At 60.2% G+C, this 23874-nt stretch carries 19 protein-coding genes; 10 read left to right on the forward strand and 9 right to left on the reverse strand.

Features of this window, described 5'->3' with window-relative positions; genetic code table 11:
* The first annotated feature begins 20 nt into the window (after positions 1–20).
* Positions 21–1043, forward strand: a complete 1023-nt coding sequence (locus ACSBQV_RS17315) for a type IV pilus twitching motility protein PilT (protein WP_099784534.1) — start codon at positions 21–23, stop codon at positions 1041–1043.
* Here the strand turns inward: ACSBQV_RS17315 and ruvX are convergent.
* The 6 genes from ruvX to ACSBQV_RS17345 form a co-directional block, all read right to left on the reverse strand.
* Complete coding sequence (ruvX, locus tag ACSBQV_RS17320; RefSeq protein ID WP_015379046.1) at positions 1040–1462, reverse strand: Holliday junction resolvase RuvX; 423 nt, start codon at positions 1460–1462, stop codon at positions 1040–1042. The two genes, ACSBQV_RS17315 and ruvX, sit on opposite strands and share 4 nt — an antisense overlap.
* On the reverse strand, positions 1462–2025 hold the full coding sequence (locus ACSBQV_RS17325; RefSeq protein WP_004937452.1) for a YqgE/AlgH family protein: 564 nt from the start codon (positions 2023–2025) through the stop codon (positions 1462–1464). The genes ruvX and ACSBQV_RS17325 overlap by 1 nt, the downstream gene beginning before the upstream one ends.
* Before the next feature lie 147 nt (positions 2026–2172).
* Positions 2173–3123: a glutathione synthase gene (gshB, locus tag ACSBQV_RS17330; RefSeq protein WP_033651325.1), complete on the reverse strand. Its 951-nt coding sequence runs from the start codon at positions 3121–3123 to the stop codon at positions 2173–2175.
* A gap of 10 nt (positions 3124–3133) precedes the next feature.
* Complete coding sequence (gene rsmE, locus ACSBQV_RS17335) at positions 3134–3865, reverse strand: 16S rRNA (uracil(1498)-N(3))-methyltransferase (RefSeq protein WP_025304244.1); 732 nt, start codon at positions 3863–3865, stop codon at positions 3134–3136.
* Positions 3866–3934: 69 nt separating this feature from the next.
* A complete protein-coding gene (gene endA / locus ACSBQV_RS17340; protein WP_025304243.1) occupies positions 3935–4630 on the reverse strand; it encodes a deoxyribonuclease I in 696 nt (231 codons plus the stop codon).
* Positions 4631–4731: 101 nt separating this feature from the next.
* A complete protein-coding gene (locus ACSBQV_RS17345; RefSeq protein ID WP_099784532.1) occupies positions 4732–5244 on the reverse strand; it encodes a SprT family zinc-dependent metalloprotease in 513 nt (170 codons plus the stop codon).
* Between the two features lie 349 nt (positions 5245–5593).
* On the opposite strand from ACSBQV_RS17345, the gene fumA reads away from it, so the two are divergent.
* Both fumA and ACSBQV_RS17355 read left to right on the forward strand, forming a co-directional pair.
* Entirely contained in the window at positions 5594–7240 is a 1647-nt protein-coding gene (gene fumA, locus ACSBQV_RS17350) for a class I fumarate hydratase FumA (RefSeq protein WP_099784530.1), read from the forward strand.
* A 151-nt stretch (positions 7241–7391) separates the two neighbouring features.
* Positions 7392–8258, forward strand: a complete 867-nt coding sequence (locus tag ACSBQV_RS17355) for a helix-turn-helix domain-containing protein (RefSeq protein WP_033644684.1) — start codon at positions 7392–7394, stop codon at positions 8256–8258.
* Here the strand turns inward: ACSBQV_RS17355 and ACSBQV_RS17360 are convergent.
* Both ACSBQV_RS17360 and ACSBQV_RS17365 read right to left on the reverse strand, forming a co-directional pair.
* Positions 8182–9234 carry an XdhC family protein gene (locus ACSBQV_RS17360; RefSeq protein WP_099784528.1) on the reverse strand — a complete coding sequence of 351 codons (1053 nt, stop codon included), beginning with the start codon at positions 9232–9234 and terminating at the stop codon, positions 8182–8184. The two genes, ACSBQV_RS17355 and ACSBQV_RS17360, sit on opposite strands and share 77 nt — an antisense overlap.
* Positions 9235–9242: 8 nt before the next feature.
* Positions 9243–9827 carry a nucleotidyltransferase family protein gene (locus ACSBQV_RS17365; RefSeq protein ID WP_099784526.1) on the reverse strand — a complete coding sequence of 195 codons (585 nt, stop codon included), beginning with the start codon at positions 9825–9827 and terminating at the stop codon, positions 9243–9245.
* 208 nt (positions 9828–10035) lie between these two features.
* Here ACSBQV_RS17365 and ACSBQV_RS17370 point away from each other — a divergent pair, with 208 nt between their 5' ends.
* Genes ACSBQV_RS17370 through ACSBQV_RS17380 form a run of 3 tightly spaced genes read left to right on the forward strand, consistent with a single transcriptional unit; the run spans position 10036 to position 14608 of the window.
* Positions 10036–12825, forward strand: a complete 2790-nt coding sequence (locus tag ACSBQV_RS17370) for a xanthine dehydrogenase family protein molybdopterin-binding subunit (RefSeq protein ID WP_099784524.1) — start codon at positions 10036–10038, stop codon at positions 12823–12825.
* Positions 12822–13376, forward strand: a complete 555-nt coding sequence (locus tag ACSBQV_RS17375; RefSeq protein ID WP_015379038.1) for a (2Fe-2S)-binding protein — start codon at positions 12822–12824, stop codon at positions 13374–13376. Before ACSBQV_RS17370 ends, ACSBQV_RS17375 begins: the two co-directional genes overlap by 4 nt.
* The gene (locus ACSBQV_RS17380) at positions 13373–14608 is read left to right on the forward strand and encodes a cytochrome c (protein WP_099784522.1); all 1236 of its coding nucleotides are present in this window, start codon (positions 13373–13375) and stop codon (positions 14606–14608) included. Before ACSBQV_RS17375 ends, ACSBQV_RS17380 begins: the two co-directional genes overlap by 4 nt.
* Before the next feature lie 63 nt (positions 14609–14671).
* Here ACSBQV_RS17380 and ACSBQV_RS17385 read toward each other — a convergent pair whose 3' ends face one another.
* A complete protein-coding gene (locus ACSBQV_RS17385) occupies positions 14672–16048 on the reverse strand; it encodes an amino acid permease (protein ID WP_004937488.1) in 1377 nt (458 codons plus the stop codon).
* A gap of 631 nt (positions 16049–16679) precedes the next feature.
* Between ACSBQV_RS17385 and pdhR the strand changes: the two genes are divergently transcribed.
* The 4 genes from pdhR to lpdA all read left to right on the forward strand — a co-directional run bounded on the left by pdhR (position 16680) and on the right by lpdA (position 23819).
* Positions 16680–17444: a pyruvate dehydrogenase complex transcriptional repressor PdhR gene (pdhR, locus tag ACSBQV_RS17390; RefSeq protein ID WP_004937490.1), complete on the forward strand. Its 765-nt coding sequence runs from the start codon at positions 16680–16682 to the stop codon at positions 17442–17444.
* A gap of 165 nt (positions 17445–17609) precedes the next feature.
* Positions 17610–20273 (forward strand): pyruvate dehydrogenase (acetyl-transferring), homodimeric type, encoded by a 2664-nt coding sequence (gene aceE / locus ACSBQV_RS17395; protein ID WP_033632104.1) that lies wholly within the window; start codon positions 17610–17612, stop codon positions 20271–20273.
* A gap of 13 nt (positions 20274–20286) precedes the next feature.
* Positions 20287–22161 (forward strand): pyruvate dehydrogenase complex dihydrolipoyllysine-residue acetyltransferase, encoded by a 1875-nt coding sequence (gene aceF / locus ACSBQV_RS17400; RefSeq protein WP_099784520.1) that lies wholly within the window; start codon positions 20287–20289, stop codon positions 22159–22161.
* 233 nt (positions 22162–22394) lie between these two features.
* Entirely contained in the window at positions 22395–23819 is a 1425-nt protein-coding gene (lpdA, locus tag ACSBQV_RS17405; RefSeq protein ID WP_033644926.1) for a dihydrolipoyl dehydrogenase, read from the forward strand.
* The last annotated feature ends 55 nt before the right edge of the window (positions 23820–23874 follow it).

The following is a 23874-nucleotide window of genomic DNA, read 5'->3' on the forward strand; positions in this document are numbered from 1 at the left end:
TATTGACCCGGGAGAGTGATATGGATATCGATGAATTCGTGGCCCTTAGTGTAAAGCATAATGCTTCCGATCTGCACCTTTGTGCCGGTCATCCGCCGATGTTGCGCATCGACGGTGAACTGCAACCGCTGGCGGCGGCGCCAACGCTGACGGCGCAAGGCGCGCAGGCCCTATGCGATGGATTGCTGAATGCGCAGCAGCGCGAGAGCCTGCGGCGGTTGGGGCAGGTCGATCTGGCGTTGCACAGGCCGGGCGGGGAGCGGTTGCGCGCCAACGTTTTTCAACAAAGCGCGGGGATTTCTCTCGCGTTGCGGCGTATCGCCGGGCAATCGCCTTCGCTTGCCGAGCTGGCGGCGCCGGCCATCGTCCCGGCGCTGCTGCGGCGCGCCGACGGATTGATCCTGGTCACCGGCGCCACCGGCAGCGGTAAGTCCACCACGCTGGCGGCGATGATCGACGAGATCAACCGGCACCAGCAGCGGCATATTTTGACGCTGGAAGATCCGATCGAGTTCCTGCACCGCAGCCGGCGATCGCTGATCCAGCAGCGGGAGATCGGCCGCGACAGCCACAGCTTCGATGCGGCGTTGCGCGCCGCGCTGCGCGAAGATCCGGATGTGATCCTGCTGGGTGAGCTGCGCGATACCGCCACCATCCGGCTGGCGCTCACTGCGGCGGAGACCGGCCACCTGGTGCTGGCGACGCTGCATACCCGCAGCGCGCCGCAGGCGGTAGAACGGCTGGTGGACGTGTTTCCGGCGGAAGAGAAACCCTATGTGCGCGCCCAGCTGGCGGGCAGCCTGCAAGCGGTGATCGCGCAAAAGCTGATGAGGCGCCCCGGCGGCGGACGAGTGGCGATCTTTGAAGTGCTGACGGCGACGACGGCGGTCAGCAACCTGATCCGTGAAGGGAAAACGCATCAGTTGGCGAGCGTGTTGCAAACCGGCGCGCAGTCCGGCATGCAAACCTTTGAGCAAGGTTTGCAGCAGCGGATCGACGCCGGTGTGTTGGGGGACTGCGCGGGGGAGGGAACGGGCGTTTAGCCCAGCTGCCGTTCGAACCAGCTTTCGAGGATAACCACCGCGGAGGCGGAATCCACGCTGCCTTTATCAAGCGCGCGGAAGCCGCCGCGATCGAACAGGTTGGCGCGCGCCTCCACGGTGCTCAGACGCTCGTCATGCAGATCGATCTGGATGCCGAAGCGGCCGTGCAGGCGGTTGGCGAACTTGCGCGCCTGGGCGGTAACGGGCTGTTCGGTGCCGTCCATGTTCAGCGGCAGGCCGACCACCACCAAATCCGGCTGCCACTCCTTCAGCAGTTTTTCGATTTTCAGCCAGTCCGGCGAACCGTCCTGCGCTTTGAAAGCCGGCAGGGCGCGGGCGCTGCCGGTCAACTCCTGGCCGACGGCCGCGCCGATGCTTTTGGTGCCAAAGTCGAAGGCGATAATGGTGCGGTTACTCATCAGGCGTGTCCTGCGTGGTTGGCGATGCTGCGAATGTCGATACCCAAAAGGTTCCCCGCCTCGCGCCAGCGGCTGGCGATCGGCGTGCGGAACAAAATGTCGGTGTTGGCTTCGATGGTCAGCCAGGCGTTTTCCAATACTTCCTGCTCCAACTGGCCCTTTTCCCAACCCGCATAACCCAGCGCCACCAGCACGTCGTCCGGTTGCTCCGGCGTGCCGAGCGTTTCCAGCACGTCTTTTGAGGTGGTGATCATGGTGTTGGGGGAAATTTGAATGCTGGCGCCAAAGCCGTGGCGCGGCGTATGCAGGATAAATCCGCGATCGTCCGCCAGGGGGCCGCCGGCGAACACCGGCTTGTCCAGGCTGATGGCCGGATCGCGCGCAGGCGGCATGATCTTCAGCTTGCTCAGCACCGTGGCTACCGTGAACTGCTCCACCGGTTTATTGATCACCAAACCCATGGCGCCTTCTTCATTGTGCTCGCAAATGTAAATCACCGAGCGCTTGAAGCGAGGATCCTGCAGCGTTGGCATGGCGATCAGAAAATGGTGCTGTAAATTCATGGCGTTAGTATAAGGTAATCAATGGGTGAGAAAATAAACAGCCGCCAGTATGCGGCTATACCCGCCGCCTTTCAAGCCGCTGCCGGAATGGCGGGCTTTGGCGGGCGCGATACAGGATAGCGGGCGGCATGCCGCCCGCATGACGCATTACTTCGCCGCCAGGCGCTTTTCAATGGCGTCCATCAGCATGCCGGTAATCGAAATCGGGAATGCCGCTTCGATCTCGCGCGCACAGGTTGGGCTGGTGACGTTGATTTCGGTCAGGCGATCGCCGATCACGTCCAGGCCGACGAAGATCAGCCCTTTCTCTTTCAGCGTCGGGGCGACGGCGCGGGCGATTTTCCAGTCGCTTTCGCTCAGCGGGCGCGCTTCGCCGCGGCCGCCGGCCGCCAGGTTGCCGCGGGTCTCACCCTGCGCCGGAATGCGCGCCAGGCAGTAAGGCACCGGCTCGCCGTCCACCACCAGGATGCGCTTGTCGCCGTCCTTGATCGCCGGCAGGAAGTTCTGCGCCATGCAGAAACGGCTGCCGTGTTCGGTCAGGGTTTCGATGATCACCGACAGGTTAGGATCGTCCTGCTTCACGCGGAAGATAGACGCGCCGCCCATGCCGTCCAGCGGTTTCAGGATGATGTCGCCGTGCTGCTGGTGGAATTTGCGGATGTGCGCGGCGCTGCGGCTGACCAGCGTATCCGGCGTCAGTTCCGAGAACCAGGCGGTGAACAGCTTCTCGTTGCAGTCGCGCAGGCTTTGTGGCTTGTTGACCACCAGCGTGCCTTTGACTTCGGCGCGTTCCAGAATGTAGGTCGCGTAGATGTATTCGGTATCGAACGGCGGATCCTTGCGCATCAGGATCACGTCCAGATCGTGCAGCGCCAGATCCTGCTCGGCGCCGAAGCTGAACCAGCTCTCCTTGTCTTCCTTCACGCTCAGCAGGCGGGTGCGGGCGCGCCCGTCACCGGCGTGCAGATAGAGATCGTTCATCTCCATGTAGTGCAATTCGTAACCGCGGCGCTGCGCTTCGAGCAGCATGGCGAAGCTGGTGTCTTTCTTGATGTTGATGGAATCGATAGGATCCATCACGATGCCGAGCTTAATCATCTTTTCTCCTTTAACCCAGGTCGCCGAAGCGGACCTGCAGAGCGGTAATGGCGGTGAGCGCTGTGGTTTCGGTACGCAGAACGCGTGGTCCCAGCAGAATATCAGTAAATCCGTGGTCGGTGGTCATGGCGATTTCGTCGGCGGACAAACCGCCTTCCGGGCCGATCAGCAGGCGAACGCGGTCTACCGGCTGCGGCAGCGTGTTGATGCTGTGGCTGGCGCGCGGGTGCAGGTTGAGTTTCAGGCTGCCGTCCTGCTCGGCGCACCAGGCCTCCAGCGACATCGCCTCGCGGATTTCGGGAATGCGGTTGCGGCCGCACTGTTCGCAGGCGGCGATGGCGATCTTCTGCCATTGTTGGATTTTCTTCGCCAGACGCTCGCCGTCCAACTTGACGCCGCAGCGCTCGGAAAACAGCGGGGTGATGACGTTGACGCCCAGCTCGATGGATTTCTGGATGGTGAACTCCATCTTCTCGCCGCGCGAGATCACCTGGCCCAGATGCAGGTTGAGCGGCGATTCGATGTCTTCCACGCGGCCGTCGCCGAGGCGCACCAGCACGCTCTTTTTGTCCACCCGGACTATCTCGGCGTCGAACACCTGGTTGCTGCCGTCGAACAGCTGTAGCGCCTGGCCGGCGCTCATGCGCAGCACGCGCCCGACGTGGTTGGCGGCGTCCTCGCTGAGGGCGATCTCCGCCCGGTCGGTCAACGGCTGCGGATGGTAAATGCGGGGTATGCGCATGGGTAGTCTGATCCTGACGAAACGGCGCCGCGGGTTGGCGGCGCCATGAAAGATAAAGGCTATAGTAGGTTAGCTTTTCCGCTGCTGACAAGCCTGTTGAATATAGGGGTTGTGGTTGCCCTGCACCTTGGCGATACGTGCTTCACGCTGACATTCCCATTGGCTCACCGGATATTGCCGGTTCCACACCTCGAACAGTTGGGTTTGCTGGCGTGACAGCCGCAGCTGGTAGCGATCGCGCATGTAGAAGTAGGTGCGGGCAATGGCGCCGCGGGCGCGGGCGGGCGGCTCCGCCTGTTTATTCTTGAAGTCCACCTTCATTGGGCACTGCCCGTACTGGCCTGCGCCGCCGTTCCATTGGCTGTACATGAAGTTGTTGCGGTCGCCGTTCACTTCGCCGATCGCCGGCTGCAGGTTGTGCAGATCGGTTTCTATCTGGCGATAGGTGGCGTCCTTATTGCAGTTTTTGCGTCCGCCGTCTTGCCAGCACTGCAGTTGGTGGCCGAACTGCCAGGCCGGAACCACGTGTTCCCACTCGATGCGCTGCGCGCGCTGGGCGTTTTTACGCACCTGATAGCCGCAGCCGGCGAGATCCGGGATGCCCTTCTTGCCTTGCCAGTCGATGCGGCAGCCGCAGTAAAAGCTGCCCGGCGCATCCTGGTTAATCTTGGCCGCCGCCGCTTTGGCCTGAGAGAAGTTATTGATGCCGTGCGCCTGTACGGCGCCTGCGGCGAAAACCGCCATAAACAAAATTCTGCGAAGCATATTCCAAAACAGCTCAAAATTGGAAAAGCAGGCAGGGTAACGGAACTTGCCGGTAGTGGCAAATGGCGATATTTGCTTGTTTTAACGTATAAATCGTTTAACTAAAGGTTCTCGCTAGCAAGAAATTTCAGTTTTTCGCCGCATCGGCGGCAGCGGTATTCGCTTTCGCCGCGCAGCACGCGGTTATGGCGGCGAATGGTGAGCGGGTGATGCCCACAGGCGCAGCGGTAGGGGAAGGTCTTGCTTTGCACCGAGGCGGTTTCGAAACGGTGAGTGCGGCTGGCGGGCGTCAGCAGCACGCTTTCCATCATCCAGCGCCATTCGCGGCCGTGCGGCGCCACCCGGCCGAATTGGCGAAACACCAGCAGGTGCGCCAGTTCGTGCGGCACCACTTCATCGATAAACGGCTGTTGGTTTTCCAGCAGCAGCACCGGGTTCAGGCGGATTTCCCAGCTTTGCAGCCAGGCGGTGCCCGCGCTGGTGCCGCGTTGCTGATAGACGATGCTGGGTTCGGGGAACTCGACGGCAAAATGCCGGCGGGCCAACTGCAGCTTTTCTCGCAGGCAGCGCATCACCGCTTGTTGCAGCGCGATGGGGATTCTCGGTTTGTTCATTGCGGCTAGCTTAAGCAATGGCGCGGCGGCTGACAATACGCGCCGGCGCAAATCGCATCCGGCGCTTTTTCGCCACATTGATAAAGCGATCGCCACCGATGGATTGTAATCAATGTGTTAACTGCGGGATAATAAAGCGTGCATGATGAGCCTGTACCCGCAGTTCTCACCGAGCAAGGTTGAAACGCCGCCTGTGGCAATCCCTTACGCAAAGAGCGGTTATTTTGCGATTTGGCGCAATAACTGACTGATTAAAAATACGTAAGGTGAAGGCAGTTTTTTGACAAGGCGCCGCCTCGCGCGCCGCAAGTGTGAATTTAACGCAGCTGATGTTGCAAGTGAGAGATCAATGTCGAATAAACCGTTCCACTATCAAGATCCGTTCCCGCTGAAGAAAGACGATACCGAATATTACCTGCTGAGCCGCGACCACGTTTCCGTGAGCGAGTTTGAAGGCCAGGAAATACTGAAAGTTGCCCCTGAAGCGTTAACCCTGCTTGCCCAGCATGCGTTCCACGACGCGTCGTTCATGCTGCGCCCGGCGCACCAACAGCAGGTGGCCGATATCCTCAAAGATCCGGACGCCAGCGAAAACGACAAGTACGTTGCGCTGCAATTTCTGCGTAACTCAGAAATCGCCGCCAAGGGTATTTTACCGACCTGCCAGGACACCGGCACGGCGATCATCGTCGGCAAAAAGGGCCAGCGCGTCTGGACCGGCGGCGGCGATGAAGAAGCGCTGTCGCGCGGTGTGTACAACACCTACATCGAAGAGAACCTGCGCTATTCGCAGAACGCCGCGCTGGATATGTACAAAGAGGTCAATACCGGCAGCAACCTGCCGGCGCAGATCGATCTCTACAGCGTGGACGGCGAAGAATACAAGTTCTTGTGCATCGCCAAGGGCGGCGGTTCAGCCAACAAAACCTATCTGTATCAGGAAACCAAGGCGCTGCTGTCGCCGGGCAAGCTGAAAAACTACCTGGTCGACAAGATGCGCACGCTGGGCACTGCGGCCTGCCCGCCGTACCACGTGGCGTTCGTCATCGGCGGCACCTCGGCGGAAGCGACGCTGAAAACCGTCAAACTGGCCTCGACCAAGTATTACGATGGCCTGCCGACCGAAGGCAACGAGCATGGTCAGGCGTTCCGCGATCTGGAACTCGAAGCGGAACTGCTGCAAGAAGCGCAGAACCTGGGGCTGGGCGCGCAGTTCGGCGGCAAATACTTCGCGCACGATATCCGCGTCGTGCGTCTGCCGCGTCATGGTGCCTCCTGCCCGGTCGGCATGGGCGTTTCCTGTTCGGCGGACCGCAACATCAAAGGCAAGATTAACCGCGACGGCATCTGGCTGGAAAAACTGGAGCACAATCCGGGTAAATTTATTCCTCAGGAGCTGCGCCAGGCCGGGGAAGGCGAGGCGATCAAGGTCGATCTCAACCGTCCGATGGCCGAGATCCTCAAACAGCTGTCGCAGTATCCGGTTTCCACCCGCCTGTCGCTGAGCGGCACCATCATCGTTGGCCGCGATATCGCGCACGCCAAGCTGAAAGAGCGCCTGGATCGCGGTGAGGGCCTGCCGCAGTACGTCAAGGATCACCCGATCTACTACGCCGGCCCGGCTAAAACGCCGGAAGGCTATGCGTCCGGTTCCTTGGGGCCGACCACCGCCGGGCGTATGGATTCCTACGTCGATCTGCTGCAATCTCACGGCGGCAGCATGATCATGCTGGCGAAAGGCAACCGCAGCCAGCAGGTGACGGATGCCTGCCACAAGCACGGCGGCTTCTACCTCGGCAGCATCGGCGGCCCGGCGGCGGTGCTGGCGCAGCAGAGCATCAAGAGCCTGGAGTGCGTGGAGTACCCTGAATTGGGCATGGAAGCGATCTGGAAAATCGAAGTGGAAGATTTCCCGGCGTTTATCCTGGTGGATGACAAAGGCAATGACTTCTTCCAGAAGATCCAGGCCGGCCAATGCGCCAACTGCCTGAAATAAGCGTTGCCCCCTTCGCCGCTCGCGGGCGGTGAAGGGGGACTGTGTAAAGTCCTGTAGCTTGCTGGACGGCGAGTTTTAACCTGTATACCCTACGCGGATAGCACTAAAATTCGACTAATGGAATATCGGTAACATAAGGTTCGGCAAGCACATGGGTACGCAGGAAAGTCACATCAGGGAATTGCTGGTCTGGATTGAAGACAACCTGACCAATCCGCTGTCGTTGGATATCGTTTCCGCCAAGTCAGGCTATACGAAATGGTACCTGCAGCGCATGTTCAAGAAGCAGACCGGATTATCGTTAGCCTCCTACATCCGCGCTCGTCGCCTCTACCTCGCCGCCTTCGCCTTGCGCTTCACGCAGAAGAGCATTCTGGACATTTCGGTTGAATATCAATTCGATAATCAGCAGACGTTCTCGCGCTGTTTCAAGAAACACTTCGCCGAGTCGCCCAGCGTTTATCGTCATGCCCGCAAACAGGACTTCAGCAATCTGGTGCGTTCACTCGCGGCCAGCCAGCCCGGCGATATTGAGGTTGAACGCGTCAGCATCGCCAGAGGGCAATACGCTTTTCACGGCAAGCAGTACGCTTACCACCTGGACATAGAGAGGTTGGATAAGTCGCATCTGCCGCAGCGCAGCGCGCTGCGGGCGCAGTTTTACACCTTGTTGGGCGAGCGCCCGACGCAAACCTATTCGTTTACCCAACTGGTGCCGGACGGCGAGCGGGTCAGGGTCGACTATACCCTGGGCGTGACGACGGACTACCCGCTGCGTGAAGGCGTGGCGCTGGAGCCGCTGCCTGAGATCCACGGCGAGTTTTGCCGTTTTCGCTATTCCGGCAAGCCGGTGGCGCTCAATGATCACATCATTAAAATTTACACGCAGGTGCTGCCCGAAATGGGGCTGGCCCGCGGTGACGGGCCGGACATGACGGTGTTCAGCTATTCGCTGAGCGGGAAAGAGGAGCTGCATCTGGAGCTGCAGCATCTGGTGCCGGTGGTGCCGTTGCACTGATCCCGTCGGCGGCCGGCCGCCGGTTTTTCTGCTGCACGATCGCCGCCATCACCGCCAGGGCGATCTCCGCCGGCGTTTTGCTGCCCAGCGGCAGGCCGATCGGCGCATGGATGCGTTCCAACTCCTGCGGCGTGAATTCGGCAATCTGCTGCAACCGCTGGCGCCGCCGCGCGCTGTTTCTCAGCGATCCCATGGCACCGATGTAAAACGCCGGAGTGTGGATCGCTTCCATCAACGTCAGATCGTCCATACGCGGATCGTGGGTCAGCGCCACGACGGCGGTATTGGCGTGGCAACCGCCGTCCTCAATGAACTTGGCCGGAAACTGGCGCAGCAGCGTTACGCCCGGTTTTAACTCGGCGGCGAAGTTATCCAGCGCCTCCGGGCGATTCTCGCAAACCAGCACCTCAAACCCCAGCGCCACGGCGAAATCGGCGCAGTACAGCGCCACGCTGGACAGCCCGGCGATCAGCAGGCGCGGTGCGGCCGCGATATGCAGGGTAATCTGTTCGAGCCGGCGTTCCACCTGGGTGGCGCTGGTGAAATGACTCTGCTCGAGGCTGTGGCAGGCGTGGGGCAGCGTCAGGCGTTTGATCAGCGCGTGATGCCCTTCCAGCGCGCCGGCGATGCGTTGCAGGTAAGCGACGCTGGCTTCTCCCACCGGCAGATACTCGATCAGCACGTCCAGCACGCCGCCGCACGGCAGCGCCACGTTGGGCGTCATACCGCCTTCGCCGTAACGGATCACCTGGCTGGCCGCCTGATACTCCCCGGCGGCCACGCGGCGCAGAAAGTCCTCCTCCACGCACCCGCCCGACAACGAACCGCTGTAGCGGCCGTCGTGGGTCGCCGCCATCAGCGCGCCCGGCGAGCGCGGCGAAGAACCATAGGTGCTGAGGACGGTGCATAACCAGACCGGCTGGTGTTGCAGCCAGCTTATCGCCTGGCTGACCACGGTGACATTAAGATGTTGCATAGGTGAATTTACTCGCTGGCCGGAAGTTGCGATGGAAGATCAATATCCTGCACGACGCCGGGGTGCTCAAGCGGCAACAGGTGCACCGCTGCGCCTTGCAGCAGCCCACGGGCGCCATTATCGCCGCGCAGTTGGCAAAGTTGTTTGCGCAATAGGGCGGAAAAGCCGACCGGGTGACCGGGCTGTTGCGCATAGCTGGGGCGTACGATCGCGTGTTGCCGTAAGGCGCTCGCCACCTGCCGGAAGACATCGGCGCTGACGAACGGCATATCGGCCAGATGGATCAGCCAGCCTTGCCAGTGCGGCGTGGCCGCAACGCCTGCGGCGATCGAGTCGCCGAGGCCCGCGCTGGCGAGCAGGGTAACCGGCACCTGGTTGGCGGCGCAGGCTGCCAGCACCGGCAGATTATCCGGACGGGTCACCACCTGCACCGGCAGCTCGGAAGCCAGCGCCTGGCGCAGGGTGTGTTCGAACAGCGAACGCCGCTCGCCCGCCGCATCGGCAAACCCGGCGTTCAGTTTGTTGCCCTGGCCGCCGGCCCGAATAAAGCGCTCCCCGCATCCGGCGGCGGTAATAATGATGCCCGTGATCATGGTTCAAGCCCGCGTTTGCGCAAATTATTTATTAGCGTACAAACCTTATGTGTTTTGCAAATGTTTTTTTGTTGAAAACAGCCTGTTAATCATCACATAATTTTAGTTATAAGCATATGCTTATGACGTCTACGGCAAGGTCGTCAGCGTTTGCGCAACAACACCGCGAACAAAAACCAATTACAAGAAAGACGTGAAGGACTTATTTATGAGCAATTTCAACCCGTCGCGGCGTCGCTTTATCAAAAGCGCCGTGATTGCGGGGGTATCCGTGTACCTCGCCCCCCTGTACAGCCGCGCCTACGCCGCGCTGTTCGAGCAAAAAATCCTCCAGTCGCCCAATTGGGATCCGCAGACCAAGCGCGTGCGTTTCCGTATCGACGGCCGCGCCAAGGTCATGGGACAGAAGGTGTTCGCGCGCGATATCCGCGCGGTGGACATGCCGCACTGGCCGCAGAAACAGGCGCACGCCTTCATTCTGCGCGTGACCAAGGCCGACCGGTTGTTCGAAGGGGTCGAGCTGTCGCTGTTGGGGGACGATCTGCAGCCGGATCGCCTGGTGACGGCGGAAGATCTGGCGCGCGACGGCCTGGCCTTTCCGGCGTTCTACGGTGACGACATGCTGCTGCCGAGCGGCAAAACCCCGGCCTACCTCGGCCAGGCGGTGGCGATCCTGATCTATCACGACTTCGCCCGTTTCCGCTTCGCCAAGGACAAGCTGAAATTCCGCGAAGAAACCATCAAATATGGCGCGGTGACCGGCCCGCTCGAGCGCGATCCCTGGGGCAGCTTCCGCTATGTGCGGGTGGGGGGAGAACAACCGTTCGACGACGATCGCTTCTCCAGCCTGAAGGACACGCCGATCTTCCCGGTGTCGATGAAAAAACACCTGCCGGTGTGGCCGGAAGGGCGCGAGGGCGGCAAGCTGGATCAGGAAGGCATGCGCTATGCAGGGATGATCGCCGACGAGTTGGCGAATCCGCCGGCCGACTGGCTGGTAATGTCGCGCCGCTACACCACGCAGTCGATCGACACCTCGGCGCTGGAGCCGGACAACGCCAACGGCTGGTTCGACGCGCAGACGCAAACCTTGCATCTGGTGGTGCCGACTCAGTCGCCGCAGGAAGTGGCCGACGAGATGCCGCGCATGCTGGCCAAGCGCAATCCGCCGGTGAAACAGCTGATCCTGCACCCGTGCTATACCGTGGGCTACGGCTCGAAAGACCACTACAACTTCCCGTATTACGGCGCGGTGGCGGCGATGTATGGCGACGGCCACCCGGTGCGCCTGGCCAACGATCGCTTCGAACAGTTCCAGACGGCGTTGAAGCGCCACGCGTTCGACATGAACTACCGCATCGCGGTGAATAAGCAGACCGGCGTCATGCAGTCGTTCCTCGGTGACATGACCGCGGACGGCGGCGGCCGCAGCAACTTTACCCCTTCGGTGGTGATGGTCGGCGCAACCGCCGCCCAGTCGATTTACTACTTCCCGAAAAGCGATCTGTCGTCGGTCGGGCTGGCTTCACGCGCCATCGACGCTGGTTCGGCGCGCGGTTACGGCACGCTGCAGAGCATGGCCGCCACCGAGATGATGGTGGATGAGTTGGCCGCCGAGCTGAAGATTGACCCGATCGAGTTCCGCCTGCGCAACGTGCTGAAATCCGGCATGAAAAACACCCAGGGGGCGATCCCGGCCGGTGCGATCCGCGCCGATGAAGTACTGGAAAAGGCGGCGAAGCATGAGATATGGCTTAAGCGCGCCGAACGCAAGGCCGAGTTTGAGAGCCGCCATCCCGGCAAGCGCTATGGCGTCGGCTTCGGCTGCGTGCAGAAAGACTTCGGCACCGGGGCGGAAACCTCGTTCGCCCGGGTGGAGCTGAGCGAAGACGGCCGCATCACCCTGCATCACAGTGGCGCGGAGATGGGCACCGGCATGTCGACCTCGCAGTCGGTATTGTGCGCGCAGTGGCTGGGCAAACCGGCCGACGAAGCGCACTTCTCGGTCACCGACTGGTCGGTATTGCCGATGGTCACCAGCGGCGATCCTTACCTGATGTCGCAGGAAGAGCAGGACAAGCTGCAAACCAACCCCAACTGGACGCCGAGCTACTGTTCGCCGTCGAGCGCCAGCAACTCGGCCTATTACTTCTCGCACAGCACCCGCGAAGCGGCGCGCCTGATCTTCGATCACGGCCTGTGGCCGGCGGCGATGGCGCTGTGGCAGGCCGGTATCGGCGGCGGCCAGGCGGCGCCGCTGGTGGTGCGGCGCGAAGATGCGCGTTGGGTCGAAGGCGGCCTGACGGCGGCGGGCATGTCGGTGCTGAGCCTCGAGCTGCTGGCCAAGACGGCTTATCAGATGGGCGGGGTCACCGGCGCGGCGGTGCATGTGTTCAACCGCTGGCAGTGGGCGGAGGCCGATTTCACGTTGAACGGCAAAAGCGAACGCCTGCCGGTCGACGGCATGGCGCTGCGCAACGCCGGCGGCGAATTCAAACCGCTGGCGCGCGGGCAGGTCTATTATCCGCCGACCCAGCGCAACAATGCGGCGGTGACCTACTACAGCGCCGTCGGCACGCTGGCGGAAGTGGCGGTGGATATCGCCACCGGCCAGGTGGAGTTGCTGAATCATCACTCGATCATGGAGTGTGGCAACCTGATCGTGCCGGAACTGGTTTCCGGCCAACTGCAGGGCGGGCTGGCGATGGGCATCGGCCATGCGCTGCACGAATATTTACCGCTGTACGAAGACGGCCCGGGCAACGGCACCTGGAACTTCAACCGTTACCACCTGCCGCGCGCCAGCGACGTGGCGGTATGGAAACAGAGCGGCGACATCCTGCCGGCGCTGTCGGAAACCGATCCGCCGAAAGGCATGGCGGAAGTGGTGATGATCCCGATCGTGGCCGCACTGGTCAACGCCATTGCCGACGCCACCGGCCACCGTTTCCGTGATTTGCCCGTTCGTGCAGAAAATATTCGTGAGGTATTACAATGAGCATTAAAACCCAGCCGATTTCCCTGACCATCAACGAGAAACAGTACGGCCCGATCGAGGTGCCGGAAGGCTTGATGATGATCGATTTCCTGCACGAGTATCTCGATTTGACCGGTTCGCGCCTCGGCTGCGGGCAGGGCATTTGCCACGCCTGCGTAGCTATTGTCGATCACCCGAGCGGCACCAGCGAAGAGGTGCGCACCTGCATCACCGGCGCGCATTTCTTCAACGGCAAGAAAGTGCGCACCGTCGAAGGCCACGCCAGGGTGGACGAACAGGGGGAGGTGGTTGAGCTGTCGCCGATCCAGCAGGCGTTTCTGGAGCACTACAGCTTCCAGTGCGGCTACTGCACGCCAGGCTTCGTCAACGCCGCCACCATTTTCGTGGAAAAGCTCAAGCGTGAGCCGATCGCCCGCGATCAGCTGGAGAACGCCATCGAGCAGGCGCTGGACAGCCATATCTGCCGCTGTACCGGCTACGTGCGCTACTACGAAGCGGTGCGCGACGTGGTGCTGAAAACGCCGGGCCTGCTGAAGGAGACGGCGCAATGAAAAAACGTCTCGCAGTGTTGATTGTGCTGGTGGCGATCGTGGTGATTGCGCTGCTGTGGTGGCGGGAAAACCGCCGTTACGACGGCCCGGTGCAGCAGGTAACCGCCAGCGCCGAACAGATCGCCCGCGGCCGCTATCTGGCGCAGGCCGCCGACTGCGCCGCCTGCCATACCGCCAGCGGCGGGGCGCCGTTGGCCGGCGGCTATCCGCTGGACACGCCGTTCGGCACGATTTACGGCAGCAACCTGACGCCGTCGGCCGACCACGGCATCGGGCGCTGGAGCAAGGACGACTTCTTCCTGGCGCTGACGCAGGGCGTGGCGCCGGGCGGACGGCACCTGTACCCGGCGATGCCTTACACCTCGTACAAGGGCATTTCGCGTCAGGACGCCGATGACATCTACGCTTACCTGATGACGCGCCCGGCGGTGGACGTGGCCATTCCGGCCAACGAGATGCCGTTCCCGTTCAACCAGCGCATGGCGCTGATCGGCTGGAATCTGCTGTTCCGCAGCCAGGATCCGCTGCCGGCCAGCTCGCAGGGCAGCTCGCCGCAATGGCAGCGCGGCCGCTATCTGGCCGACGTGCTGGGCCACTGTGGCGAATGTCACACGCCGCGCGGCGCGCTGGGGCAGATGGATCTCGGCAAGCCGATGCAGGGCGGCGATCTCGGCCGCTTCATGGCGCCGGGCATTACGCCGCACGGCTTGGCGCAGCGCGGCTGGACGCCGCAGGACGTCAGCCGCTTCCTCGGCACCGGCCTCGCGTCGCAGGGTTCGGCCTTCAGTGAGATGCATATGGTGGTGGATCTCAGCACCCGTCATTTGACGCCGGAAGACCATCAGGCGCTGGCGCTGTATCTGATGGGCGAGCAGCCGCCGGCGGCAGTGCCGGTGAAAATGGGGCAGGGCAGCGATGCCGGGCGCATGACCTATCTGGATCAGTGCGCCGGCTGCCATGCGCGCGAAGGCGAAGGCAAACCGCACGTCGCACCGGCGATGCGCGATAACGCCACGCTGCGCCAGGCGGACGGCAAGAACCTGATCGTGTCGGTGCTGGACGGCCTGCCGGCCCAGCAGTTCCCGAACGGTGAAAGCATGCAGAGCATGCCGGGCTTCGGCGAGCGTCTGAGCGATGCCGACGTGGCGGAACTGGTAAACTACCTGCGGGTGACCTGGGGTGGTTTGCCGGCGGACGTCACCGCCGAGCAGGTGAAAGCGCTGCGCAAGTAAGCGGCGTTCAGACGAAAAAAATGGCCCGCATCTGCGGGCCATTTTATTGCGCGGTCACGGGATTCAACGGCTGGTGACGCCGTCGACACGTTGGCTGCGCTGTTTGATGGCGTAACCGACGGCCAGGATCGCCACCCATACCGGGATCAGCAGCACCGAGATTTGAATGCCCGGCGTCAGGTACATGATCACCAGGATGCCGGCCATGAACAGCAGGCACAGGTAGTTGCTGAACGGGTACCAGAACGCTTTGAACTTCGGCACCACGCCTTCGCGGTTTTTGGCGGCGCGGAATTTCAGGTGCGCCAGGCTGATCATCGCCCAGTTGATCACCAGCGCCGATACCACTAACGCCATCAGCAGTTCGAAGGCGCGGCCCGGGATCAGGTAGTTAATCAGCACGCACAGCGCGGTGGCGAGGGCGGAAATGCCGATGGCCACCACCGGCACGCCGCGGCCGTCGACCTTCAGCAGGCTTTTCGGGCCGTTGCCCTGCTGCGCCAAGCCGTACAGCATGCGGCTGTTGCAGTAGACGCAGCTGTTGTAGACCGACAGCGCGGCGGTGAGCACCACGATGTTCAGCACGGTCGCCACCAGGTTGCTGTTCAGCGCGTGGAAGATCAGCACGAACGGGCTACCGCCTTCGACCACTTTGCCCCACGGGTACAGCGACAGCAGAATGGCCAGCGAACCGATATAGAAGATCAGGATGCGGTAGATCACCTGATTGGTGGCTTTCGGAATGCTTTTTTGCGGGTTGTCGGCTTCGGCGGCGGTGATGCCGACCAGCTCGAGGCCGCCGAAGGAGAACATGATCACCGCCATCGCCATCACCAGGCCCATGACGCCGTTCGGGAAGAACCCGCCCTGCGCCCACAGGTTGGTGACGGTGGCTTCCGGGCCGCCCATGCCGCTGAACAGCAGGTAGGCGCCGAACACGATCATACCGATAATCGCCACCACTTTGATGATGGCGAACCAGAACTCCATCTCGCCGTAAACTTTCACGTTGGCCAGGTTGATGGCGTTGATCGCCAGGAAGAATACCGCGGCGGAAACCCAGGTGGGGATCTCCGGCCACCAGTACTGCACGTAGATGCCGACCGCCGTCAGCTCCGCCATCGCCACCAGGACATACAGCACCCAGTAGTTCCAGCCGGAGGCGAAGCCGGCGAAATTGCCCCAGTATTTGTAGGCGAAGTGGCTGAAGGAACCGGCGACCGGCTCTTCCACCACCATTTCCCCCAGCTGGCGCATGATCAGAAACGCGATGAAGCCGCCGATGGCGTAGCCGAGAAGCACTGACGGGCCGGCCATTTTTATTGTTTGAGCGATACCGAGAAATAACCCGGTGCCGATTGCGCCACCTAAGGCGATGAGCTGAATATGGCGGTTTTTCAGGCCGCGCTTCAGCTGGTCACCATGCTGTTGACCATCCATCAATCTAACCCTCTGTCGTTGTGAATGCCCACCTGCCTGTAAAGCAGTGGTTACGATGTGTGTTTTGTTTTATTTACGGCGTTATAGCTATTAATTCCACGGCGCCGCTACCGTTTGGCAGAGAATAATGTTATGCGCGTCGGTTTGCACCTGCTTTGTCGTGTGAGTGATTAAGATTGCAGCAGTTTAGGAAACAAAATGCGGGTTGTGTGACGGCAGGGGGGATTCAGTGCATGAAATAAGCAACAAATCACATAATGCGCAAAAATAACGTAGATCTGAACGGTGGGCCGCGTTCAAATAATGAACGAACCGCCGTTGCGCTGTTCGCCAAATAGCCATTCATGAAAGCGTAATAACCATGCAATAAAACTCGGGCAAAAAGTTTGCACTCTGCCTTGCGTAAGGTTTGGTAAAAGTTAAATCCCCAACCCGCCGCGTAAATGGTAATACCATCACGGCGTTACCGGTTTGCAGCGGGGTTTTCAGCGGGGTGTTAAAATGTGCGGGTAACCTGATTTCGATCAAGGCCCGTATGGACAGGAGGTGAATACTTTGTTACTTTACCGTCACGTTTTTGAAATTGGTATTACCAATTGACTCCGCGCCATTCGCAGAGAAGAATTCACTCATGGCCTACAGCAAAATCCGCCAACCCAAGTTGTCAGATGTTATCGAGCAACAGCTCGAATACCTGATCCTCGAGGGGACACTGCGCCCAGGCGAAAAACTGCCTCCGGAGCGCGAGCTGGCGAAACAATTTGATGTCTCCCGTCCTTCTCTGAGAGAGGCCATTCAGCGCCTTGAAGCGAAAGGGCTGCTCCTGCGCCGTCAGGGCGGCGGCACCTTCGTGCAAACTAATCTGTGGCAGAGCTTCAGCGATCCGCTGGCCGAGCTGCTGGCCGACCATCCCGAATCACAGTTCGATCTGCTGGAAACCCGTCACGCGCTGGAAGGCATTGCCGCCTATTACGCGGCGCTGCGCGGCACCGATGAAGATCTGGCGCGCATCCGCGATTGCCACATCGTGATTCAACAGGCTCAAGACAGCGGCGATCTCGACGCCGAAGCCGATGCGGTCATGCAGTATCAAATCGCCGTGACTGAAGCCGCTCACAACGTTGTGTTACTTCACCTGCTACGCTGCATGGGGCCGATGCTGGAACAGAACGTGCGTCAGAACTTTGAATTGCTCTACTCGCGCCGTGAGATGTTGGCAAAAGTGAGCAGCCACCGCGCCGGAATTTTTGAGGCGATTGTGGCACGCGAGCCGGAAAAGGCCCGTGAAGCCTCGCATCGCCACTTGGCGTTTATCGAGGAAATCTTGCTGGATCTCAGCCGGGAGCATACTCGGCGCGAGAGATCGCTGCGGCGTCTCCAGCAACGCAAGGATTAAGAGCTGTCCTCTTCAGGGTACACCAGCCTGCGGGGGTTAAGTTCGAGGTACTTAGTTAAGTACTTAAGCGGCAACTAAACTGATGGGCCTGTCTTCGTGTGTTTTTTCACAGAGCACAGGAAGACAGGCTCCAAACAAACCATTAGACAGATAAGGAATACCACCATGTCAGAACGTTTAAACAATGACGTGGATCCGATCGAAACCCGCGACTGGCTGCAGGCGATCGAATCGGTCATCCGTGAAGAGGGTGTTGAGCGAGCTCAGTTTCTGATTGATCAGGTATTGGGAGAAGCCCGCAAAGGCGGCGTTAACGTTGCGGCCGGTGCTGCAGCGCACAACTACGTCAACACCATCGCGGTAGAAGACGAACCGGCTTACCCAGGCAACCTGGATCTGGAACGCCGCATTCGCTCTGCGATCCGTTGGAACGCGATCATGACCGTTCTGCGCGCATCCAAGAAAGACCTGGAGCTGGGCGGCCACATGGCTTCCTTCCAGTCTTCCGCGACCTTCTATGAAGTCTGCTTTAACCACTTCTTCCGCGCACGCAACGAGAAAGACGGCGGCGACCTGGTGTACTTCCAGGGCCACATCTCTCCGGGCGTTTACGCGCGTGCCTTCCTTGAAGGCCGCCTGACCGAAGAACAGATGAACAACTTCCGTCAGGAAGTGCACGGCAACGGCCTGTCCTCTTACCCGCATCCTAAGCTGATGCCGGAATTCTGGCAGTTCCCGACCGTATCCATGGGCCTGGGCCCAATCAGCGCCATCTATCAGGCGAAGTTCTTGAAATACCTGGAACACCGCGGCCTGAAAGACACCTCTGAGCAGACCGTTTACGCCTTCCTGGGCGACGGTGAGATGGATGAGCCGGAATCCAAAGGCGCCATCACCATCGCGACTCGCGAGAAGCTGGACAACCTGGTGTTCGTCATCAACTGCAACCTGCAGCGCCTGGACGGCCCGGTCACCGGTAACGGCAAGATCATCAACGAACTGGAAGGCATCTTCTCCGGCGCAGGCTGGCAGGTGCTGAAAGTGATCTGGGGCGGCCGTTGGGACGAGCTGCTGCGCAAAGACACCAGCGGTAAACTGGTTCAGCTGATGAACGAGACCCTGGACGGCGACTACCAGACCTTCAAATCCAAAGACGGCGCTTACGTGCGCGAGCACTTCTTCGGCCGTTACCCGGAAACCGCGGCGCTGGTCAAAGACATGACCGACGACGAAATCTGGGCGCTGAACCGTGGTGGTCACGATCCGAAGAAAATCTTCGCTGCACTGAAAAAAGCGCAGGACACCAAAGGCAAACCGACCGTTATCCTGGCCCACACCATCAAAGGTTACGGCATGGGTGAAACCGCGGAAGGTAAAAACATCGCTCACCAGGTGAAGAAAATGAACATGGAAGGGGTTCACCACTTCCGCGATCGTTTCAACGTGCCGGTTGCCGATGCTGACATCGAAAAACTGCCGTACATCACCTTCGAGAAAGATTCCGAAGAGTACAAATACCTGCACGAACGTCGCCAGGCGCTGAAAGGCTACGTGCCTACCCGTCTGCCGGAGTTCACCCAGAAGCTGGAAATGCCGGCGCTGGAAGATTTCAGCTCGCTGCTGGAAGAGCAGAACAAAGAGATCTCCACCACTATCGCCTTCGTGCGTGCCCTGAACGTGATGCTGAAGAACAAGTCGATCAAAGATCGCCTGGTGCCAATCATCGCCGACGAAGCGCGTACCTTCGGTATGGAAGGTCTGTTCCGTCAGATCGGTATCTACAGCCCGAACGGCCAGCAGTACACCCCGCAGGACCGTGAGCAGGTTGCTTACTACAAAGAAGACGAGAAAGGCCAAATCCTGCAGGAAGGCATCAACGAACTGGGCGCAGCCTCTTCCTGGCTGGCCGCAGCGACGTCCTACAGCACCAACGATCTGCCGATGATTCCGTTCTACATCTACTACTCGATGTTCGGTTTCCAACGTATCGGCGACCTGTGCTGGGCAGCGGGCGACCAACAGGCGCGCGGCTTCCTGATCGGCGGGACCTCGGGCCGTACTACCCTGAACGGCGAAGGTCTGCAGCACGAAGATGGCCACAGTCACATTCAGTCTCTGACCATCCCTAACTGCATCTCTTACGATCCGGCTTACGCGTACGAAGTGGCGGTCATCATGCACGACGGTCTGGTGCGCATGTATGGCGACAACCCGGAAAACGTGTACTACTACCTGACCACGCTGAACGAAAACTACCACATGCCTGCGATGCCGCAGGGTGCGGAAGAAGGTATTCGCAAGGGTATCTACAAGCTGGAAACGTTGGAAGGCAGCAAAGGCAAGGTGCAGCTGCTGGGCTCTGGCGCCATCCTGCGCCACGTGCGCGAAGCTGCGCAGATCCTGGCGAAGGACTACGGCGTGGGTTCCGACACCTACAGCGTGACCTCGTTCACCGAACTGGCGCGCGACGGCCAGGATTGCGAGCGTTGGAACATGTTGCACCCAACCGAAGCGCCACGCGTGCCTTACATCGCTCAGGTGATGAACGACGCGCCGGCGGTAGCCTCTACCGACTACATGAAACTGTTCGCCGAACAGGTTCGTACTTATGTGCCGGCCAGCGATTATCGCGTACTGGGCACCGACGGCTTCGGTCGTTCGGACAGCCGCGAAAACCTGCGTCACCACTTCGAAGTCGATGCGTCCTACGTGGTGGTTGCTGCTCTGGGTGAACTGGCTAAACGCGGTGAGATCGAAGCTTCTGTGGTTGCTGATGCAATCAAGAAATTCGACATCAACCCGGAAAAAGTTAACCCGCGTCTGGCCTAAGAGGTACTGAATAATGTCTATCGAAATCAACGTACCGGACATCGGTGCAGATGAAGTCGAAATCACCGAGATTCTGGTGAAGGTCGGCGATAAAGTTGAAGCGGAACAATCGCTGATCACCGTGGAAGGCGACAAGGCTTCCATGGAAGTGCCCTCCCCGCAGGCGGGCGTGGTGAAAGAGATCAAAGTGGCGGTCGGCGATAAAACCGAAACCGGCAAACTGATCATGATCTTCGAAGCGGCAGGCGCAGCGGAAGCTGCACCGGCGGCGAAAGCGGAAGAAAAACCGGCGGCAGCAGCTGCCCCGGCTGCCGCTGCGGCCAAAGACGTTGCCGTGCCGGATATCGGCGCCGACGAAGTCGAAGTGACCGAGATCCTGGTGAAAGTGGGCGACAAGGTGGAAGCCGAGCAGTCCCTGATCACTGTGGAAGGCGACAAGGCTTCCATGGAAGTCCCTGCGCCGTTCGCGGGCACCGTGAAAGAGATCAAGATCGCGACCGGCGACAAAGTGAAAACCGGTTCCCTGATCATGGTGTTCGAAGTGGCCGGCGCCGCTTCCGCTGCGGCCCCGGCTGCGGCGCAAGCACCGGCTGCAGCGCCTGCGGCCTCTGCGGCTAAAGACGTCGCCGTGCCGGATATCGGCGGTGACGAAGTCGAAGTGACCGAGGTGATGGTCAAGGTGGGCGACAAGGTTGCCGCCGAGCAGTCTCTGATCACCGTGGAAGGCGACAAGGCCTCCATGGAAGTGCCAGCGCCGTTCGCGGGCACCGTGAAAGAGATCAAGATCGCGACCGGCGACAAAGTGAAAACCGGCTCCCTGATCATGGTGTTCGAAGTGGAAGGCGCTGCGCCTGCCGCTGCCGCCGCTCCAGCCGCTAAAGCGGACGCTGCGCCGGCTCCGGCCGCCGCTAAAGCCGCCGCTCCGGCTGCGAAAGCTGAAGACAAAGGCGAGTTCGCCGAGAACGCGGCCTACGTGCACGCGACTCCGGTCATTCGTCGTCTGGCGCGTGAATTCGGCGTTAACCTGGCGAAAGTGAAAGGCACCGGTCGTAAAGGCCGCATCCTGCGCGAAGACGTTCAGGCTTACGTGAAAGACGCGGTGAAACGCGCTGAAGCGGCCCCGGCTGCTGCCGGCGGCGGTCTGCCAGGCATGCTGCCGTGGCCGAAAGTGGACTTCAGCAAGTTCGGCGAGATCGAAGAAGTCGAAATGGGCCGCATCCAGAAGATCTCTGGCGCGAACCTGAGCCGCAACTGGGTGATGATCCCGCACGTGACTCACTTCGACAAAACCGACATCACCGATCTGGAAGCGTTCCGCAAGCAGCAGAACGAAGAAGCGGCCAAGCGCAAGCTGGACGTGAAGTTCACGCCTGTCGTGTTCATCATGAAAGCCGTCGCTGCCGCTCTGGAGCAGATGCCGCGCTTCAACAGCTCGCTGTCCGAAGACGGTCAGAAGCTGACGCTGAAGAAATACATCAACATCGGCGTGGCGGTAGATACCCCGAACGGCCTGGTGGTTCCGGTGTTCAAGGACGTGAACAAGAAGAGCATCACCGAGCTGTCTCGCGAGCTGATGACCATCTCCAAGAAAGCGCGCGACGGCAAGCTGACCGCGGGCGAGATGCAGGGCGGCTGCTTCACCATCTCCAGCCTGGGCGGCATCGGGACAACTCACTTCGCGCCGATCGTCAACGCGCCGGAAGTGGCTATCCTGGGCGTCTCCAAGTCTGCGATGGAGCCGGTCTGGAACGGTAAAGAGTTCATGCCGCGCCTGATGATGCCGATGTCGCTGTCCTTCGACCACCGCGTTATCGACGGTGCCGATGGTGCGCGCTTCATCACCATCATCAACAACATGTTGTCCGACATTCGCCGTCTGGTGATGTAATGCAAAAGGGGCGCAGCATGCTGCGCCCCTGACGATTCTGTAGCAGTTTTGTCGGATTTTGCATAACTCGACAAAATTGTTGAGACACGGGTCACTCGAACACGCTTTGCAGATTATTAACAATTCTGTAAACTGCTCGCGGTGTAAGCGTCCCGGTGGATGAAGGGCGTTATGAGATCGATTAGCAATAAAAATGACGTCTGACCCGCCGGACAATCAATTAAGAGGTCATGATGAGTACTGAAATTAAAACTCAGGTCGTGGTACTTGGGGCGGGCCCGGCAGGTTACTCTGCAGCCTTTCGTTGCGCTGACTTAGGTCTTGAAACCGTTCTGGTTGAACGTTATTCCACTCTGGGCGGGGTTTGCCTGAACGTGGGATGTATCCCTTCCAAAGCACTGCTGCACGTTGCCAAAGTGATCGAAGAAGCCAAAGCGTTGGCCGAACACGGCATCGTTTTCGGCGAGCCGAAAACCGACATCGACAAAGTGCGCGTCTGGAAAGAAAAAGTCATCACTCAGCTGACCGGCGGTCTGGCTGGCATGGCGAAAGGCCGTAAAGTGAAAGTGGTCAACGGCCTGGGCAAGTTCACCGGCGCTAACACCCTGGTTGTTGAAGGCGAAAACGGCCCAACCACCATCAACTTCGACAACGCCATCATCGCTGCAGGTTCTCGTCCGATCCAACTGCCATTCATTCCTCATGAAGATCCACGCGTGTGGGATTCTACCGATGCGCTGGCGCTGAAAACCGTCCCAGAGCGTCTGCTGGTTATGGGCGGCGGCATCATCGGCCTGGAAATGGGCACCGTATACCATGCGCTGGGTTCACAGATCGACGTCGTTGAAATGTTCGATCAGGTTATCCCGGCGGCAGATAAAGACGTGGTGAAAGTCTTCACCAAACGTATCAGCAAGCAGTTCAACCTGATGCTGGAAACCAAAGTGACCGCGGTAGAAGCCAAAGAAGACGGCATCTACGTCACGATGGAAGGTAAAAAAGCGCCGGCAGAGCCACAGCGTTACGACGCGGTGCTGGTGGCGATCGGCCGCGTGCCGAACGGCAAACTGTTGGATGCCGGCAAAGCCGGTGTTGAAGTTGACGAGCGTGGCTTCATCAACGTCGACAAACAGCTGCGCACCAACGTGCCGCACATCTTCGCCATCGGCGACATCGTCGGTCAGCCGATGCTGGCGCACAAAGGCGTGCACGAAGGCCACGTCGCCGCAGAAGTTATCGCCGGCATGAAGCACTACTTCGATCCGAAAGTGATCCCATCCATCGCTTACACCGAGCCGGAAGTGGCGTGGGTGGGTCTGACCGAGAAAGAAGCGAAAGAGAAAGGCATCAGCTACGAAACCTCCACCTTCCCGTGGGCGGCTTCCGGCCGTGCGATCGCTTCCGACTGTGCAGACGGCATGACCAAACTGATCTTCGACAAAGAAACTCACCGCATCATCGGTGGCGCGATTGTCGGCACCAACGGCGGTGAGCTGCTGGGTGAAATCGGTCTGGCTATCGAGATGGGCTGCGACGCGGAAGACATCGCGCTGACCATCCACGCTCACCCGACCCTGCACGAATCCGTGGGCCTGGCGGCGGAAATCTACGAAGGCAGCATCACCGACCTGCCTAACCCGAAAGCCAAGAAGAAGTAATTCTGCTGGTTTGACCGGTTAACAAGCGGCTCCTGAGAAGGGGCCGTTTTTTTTT

This window comes from Serratia sp. B501, assembly GCF_051172315.1.
In the GTDB taxonomy this organism is placed as follows: Bacteria; Pseudomonadota; Gammaproteobacteria; order Enterobacterales; family Enterobacteriaceae; genus Serratia; species Serratia ureilytica.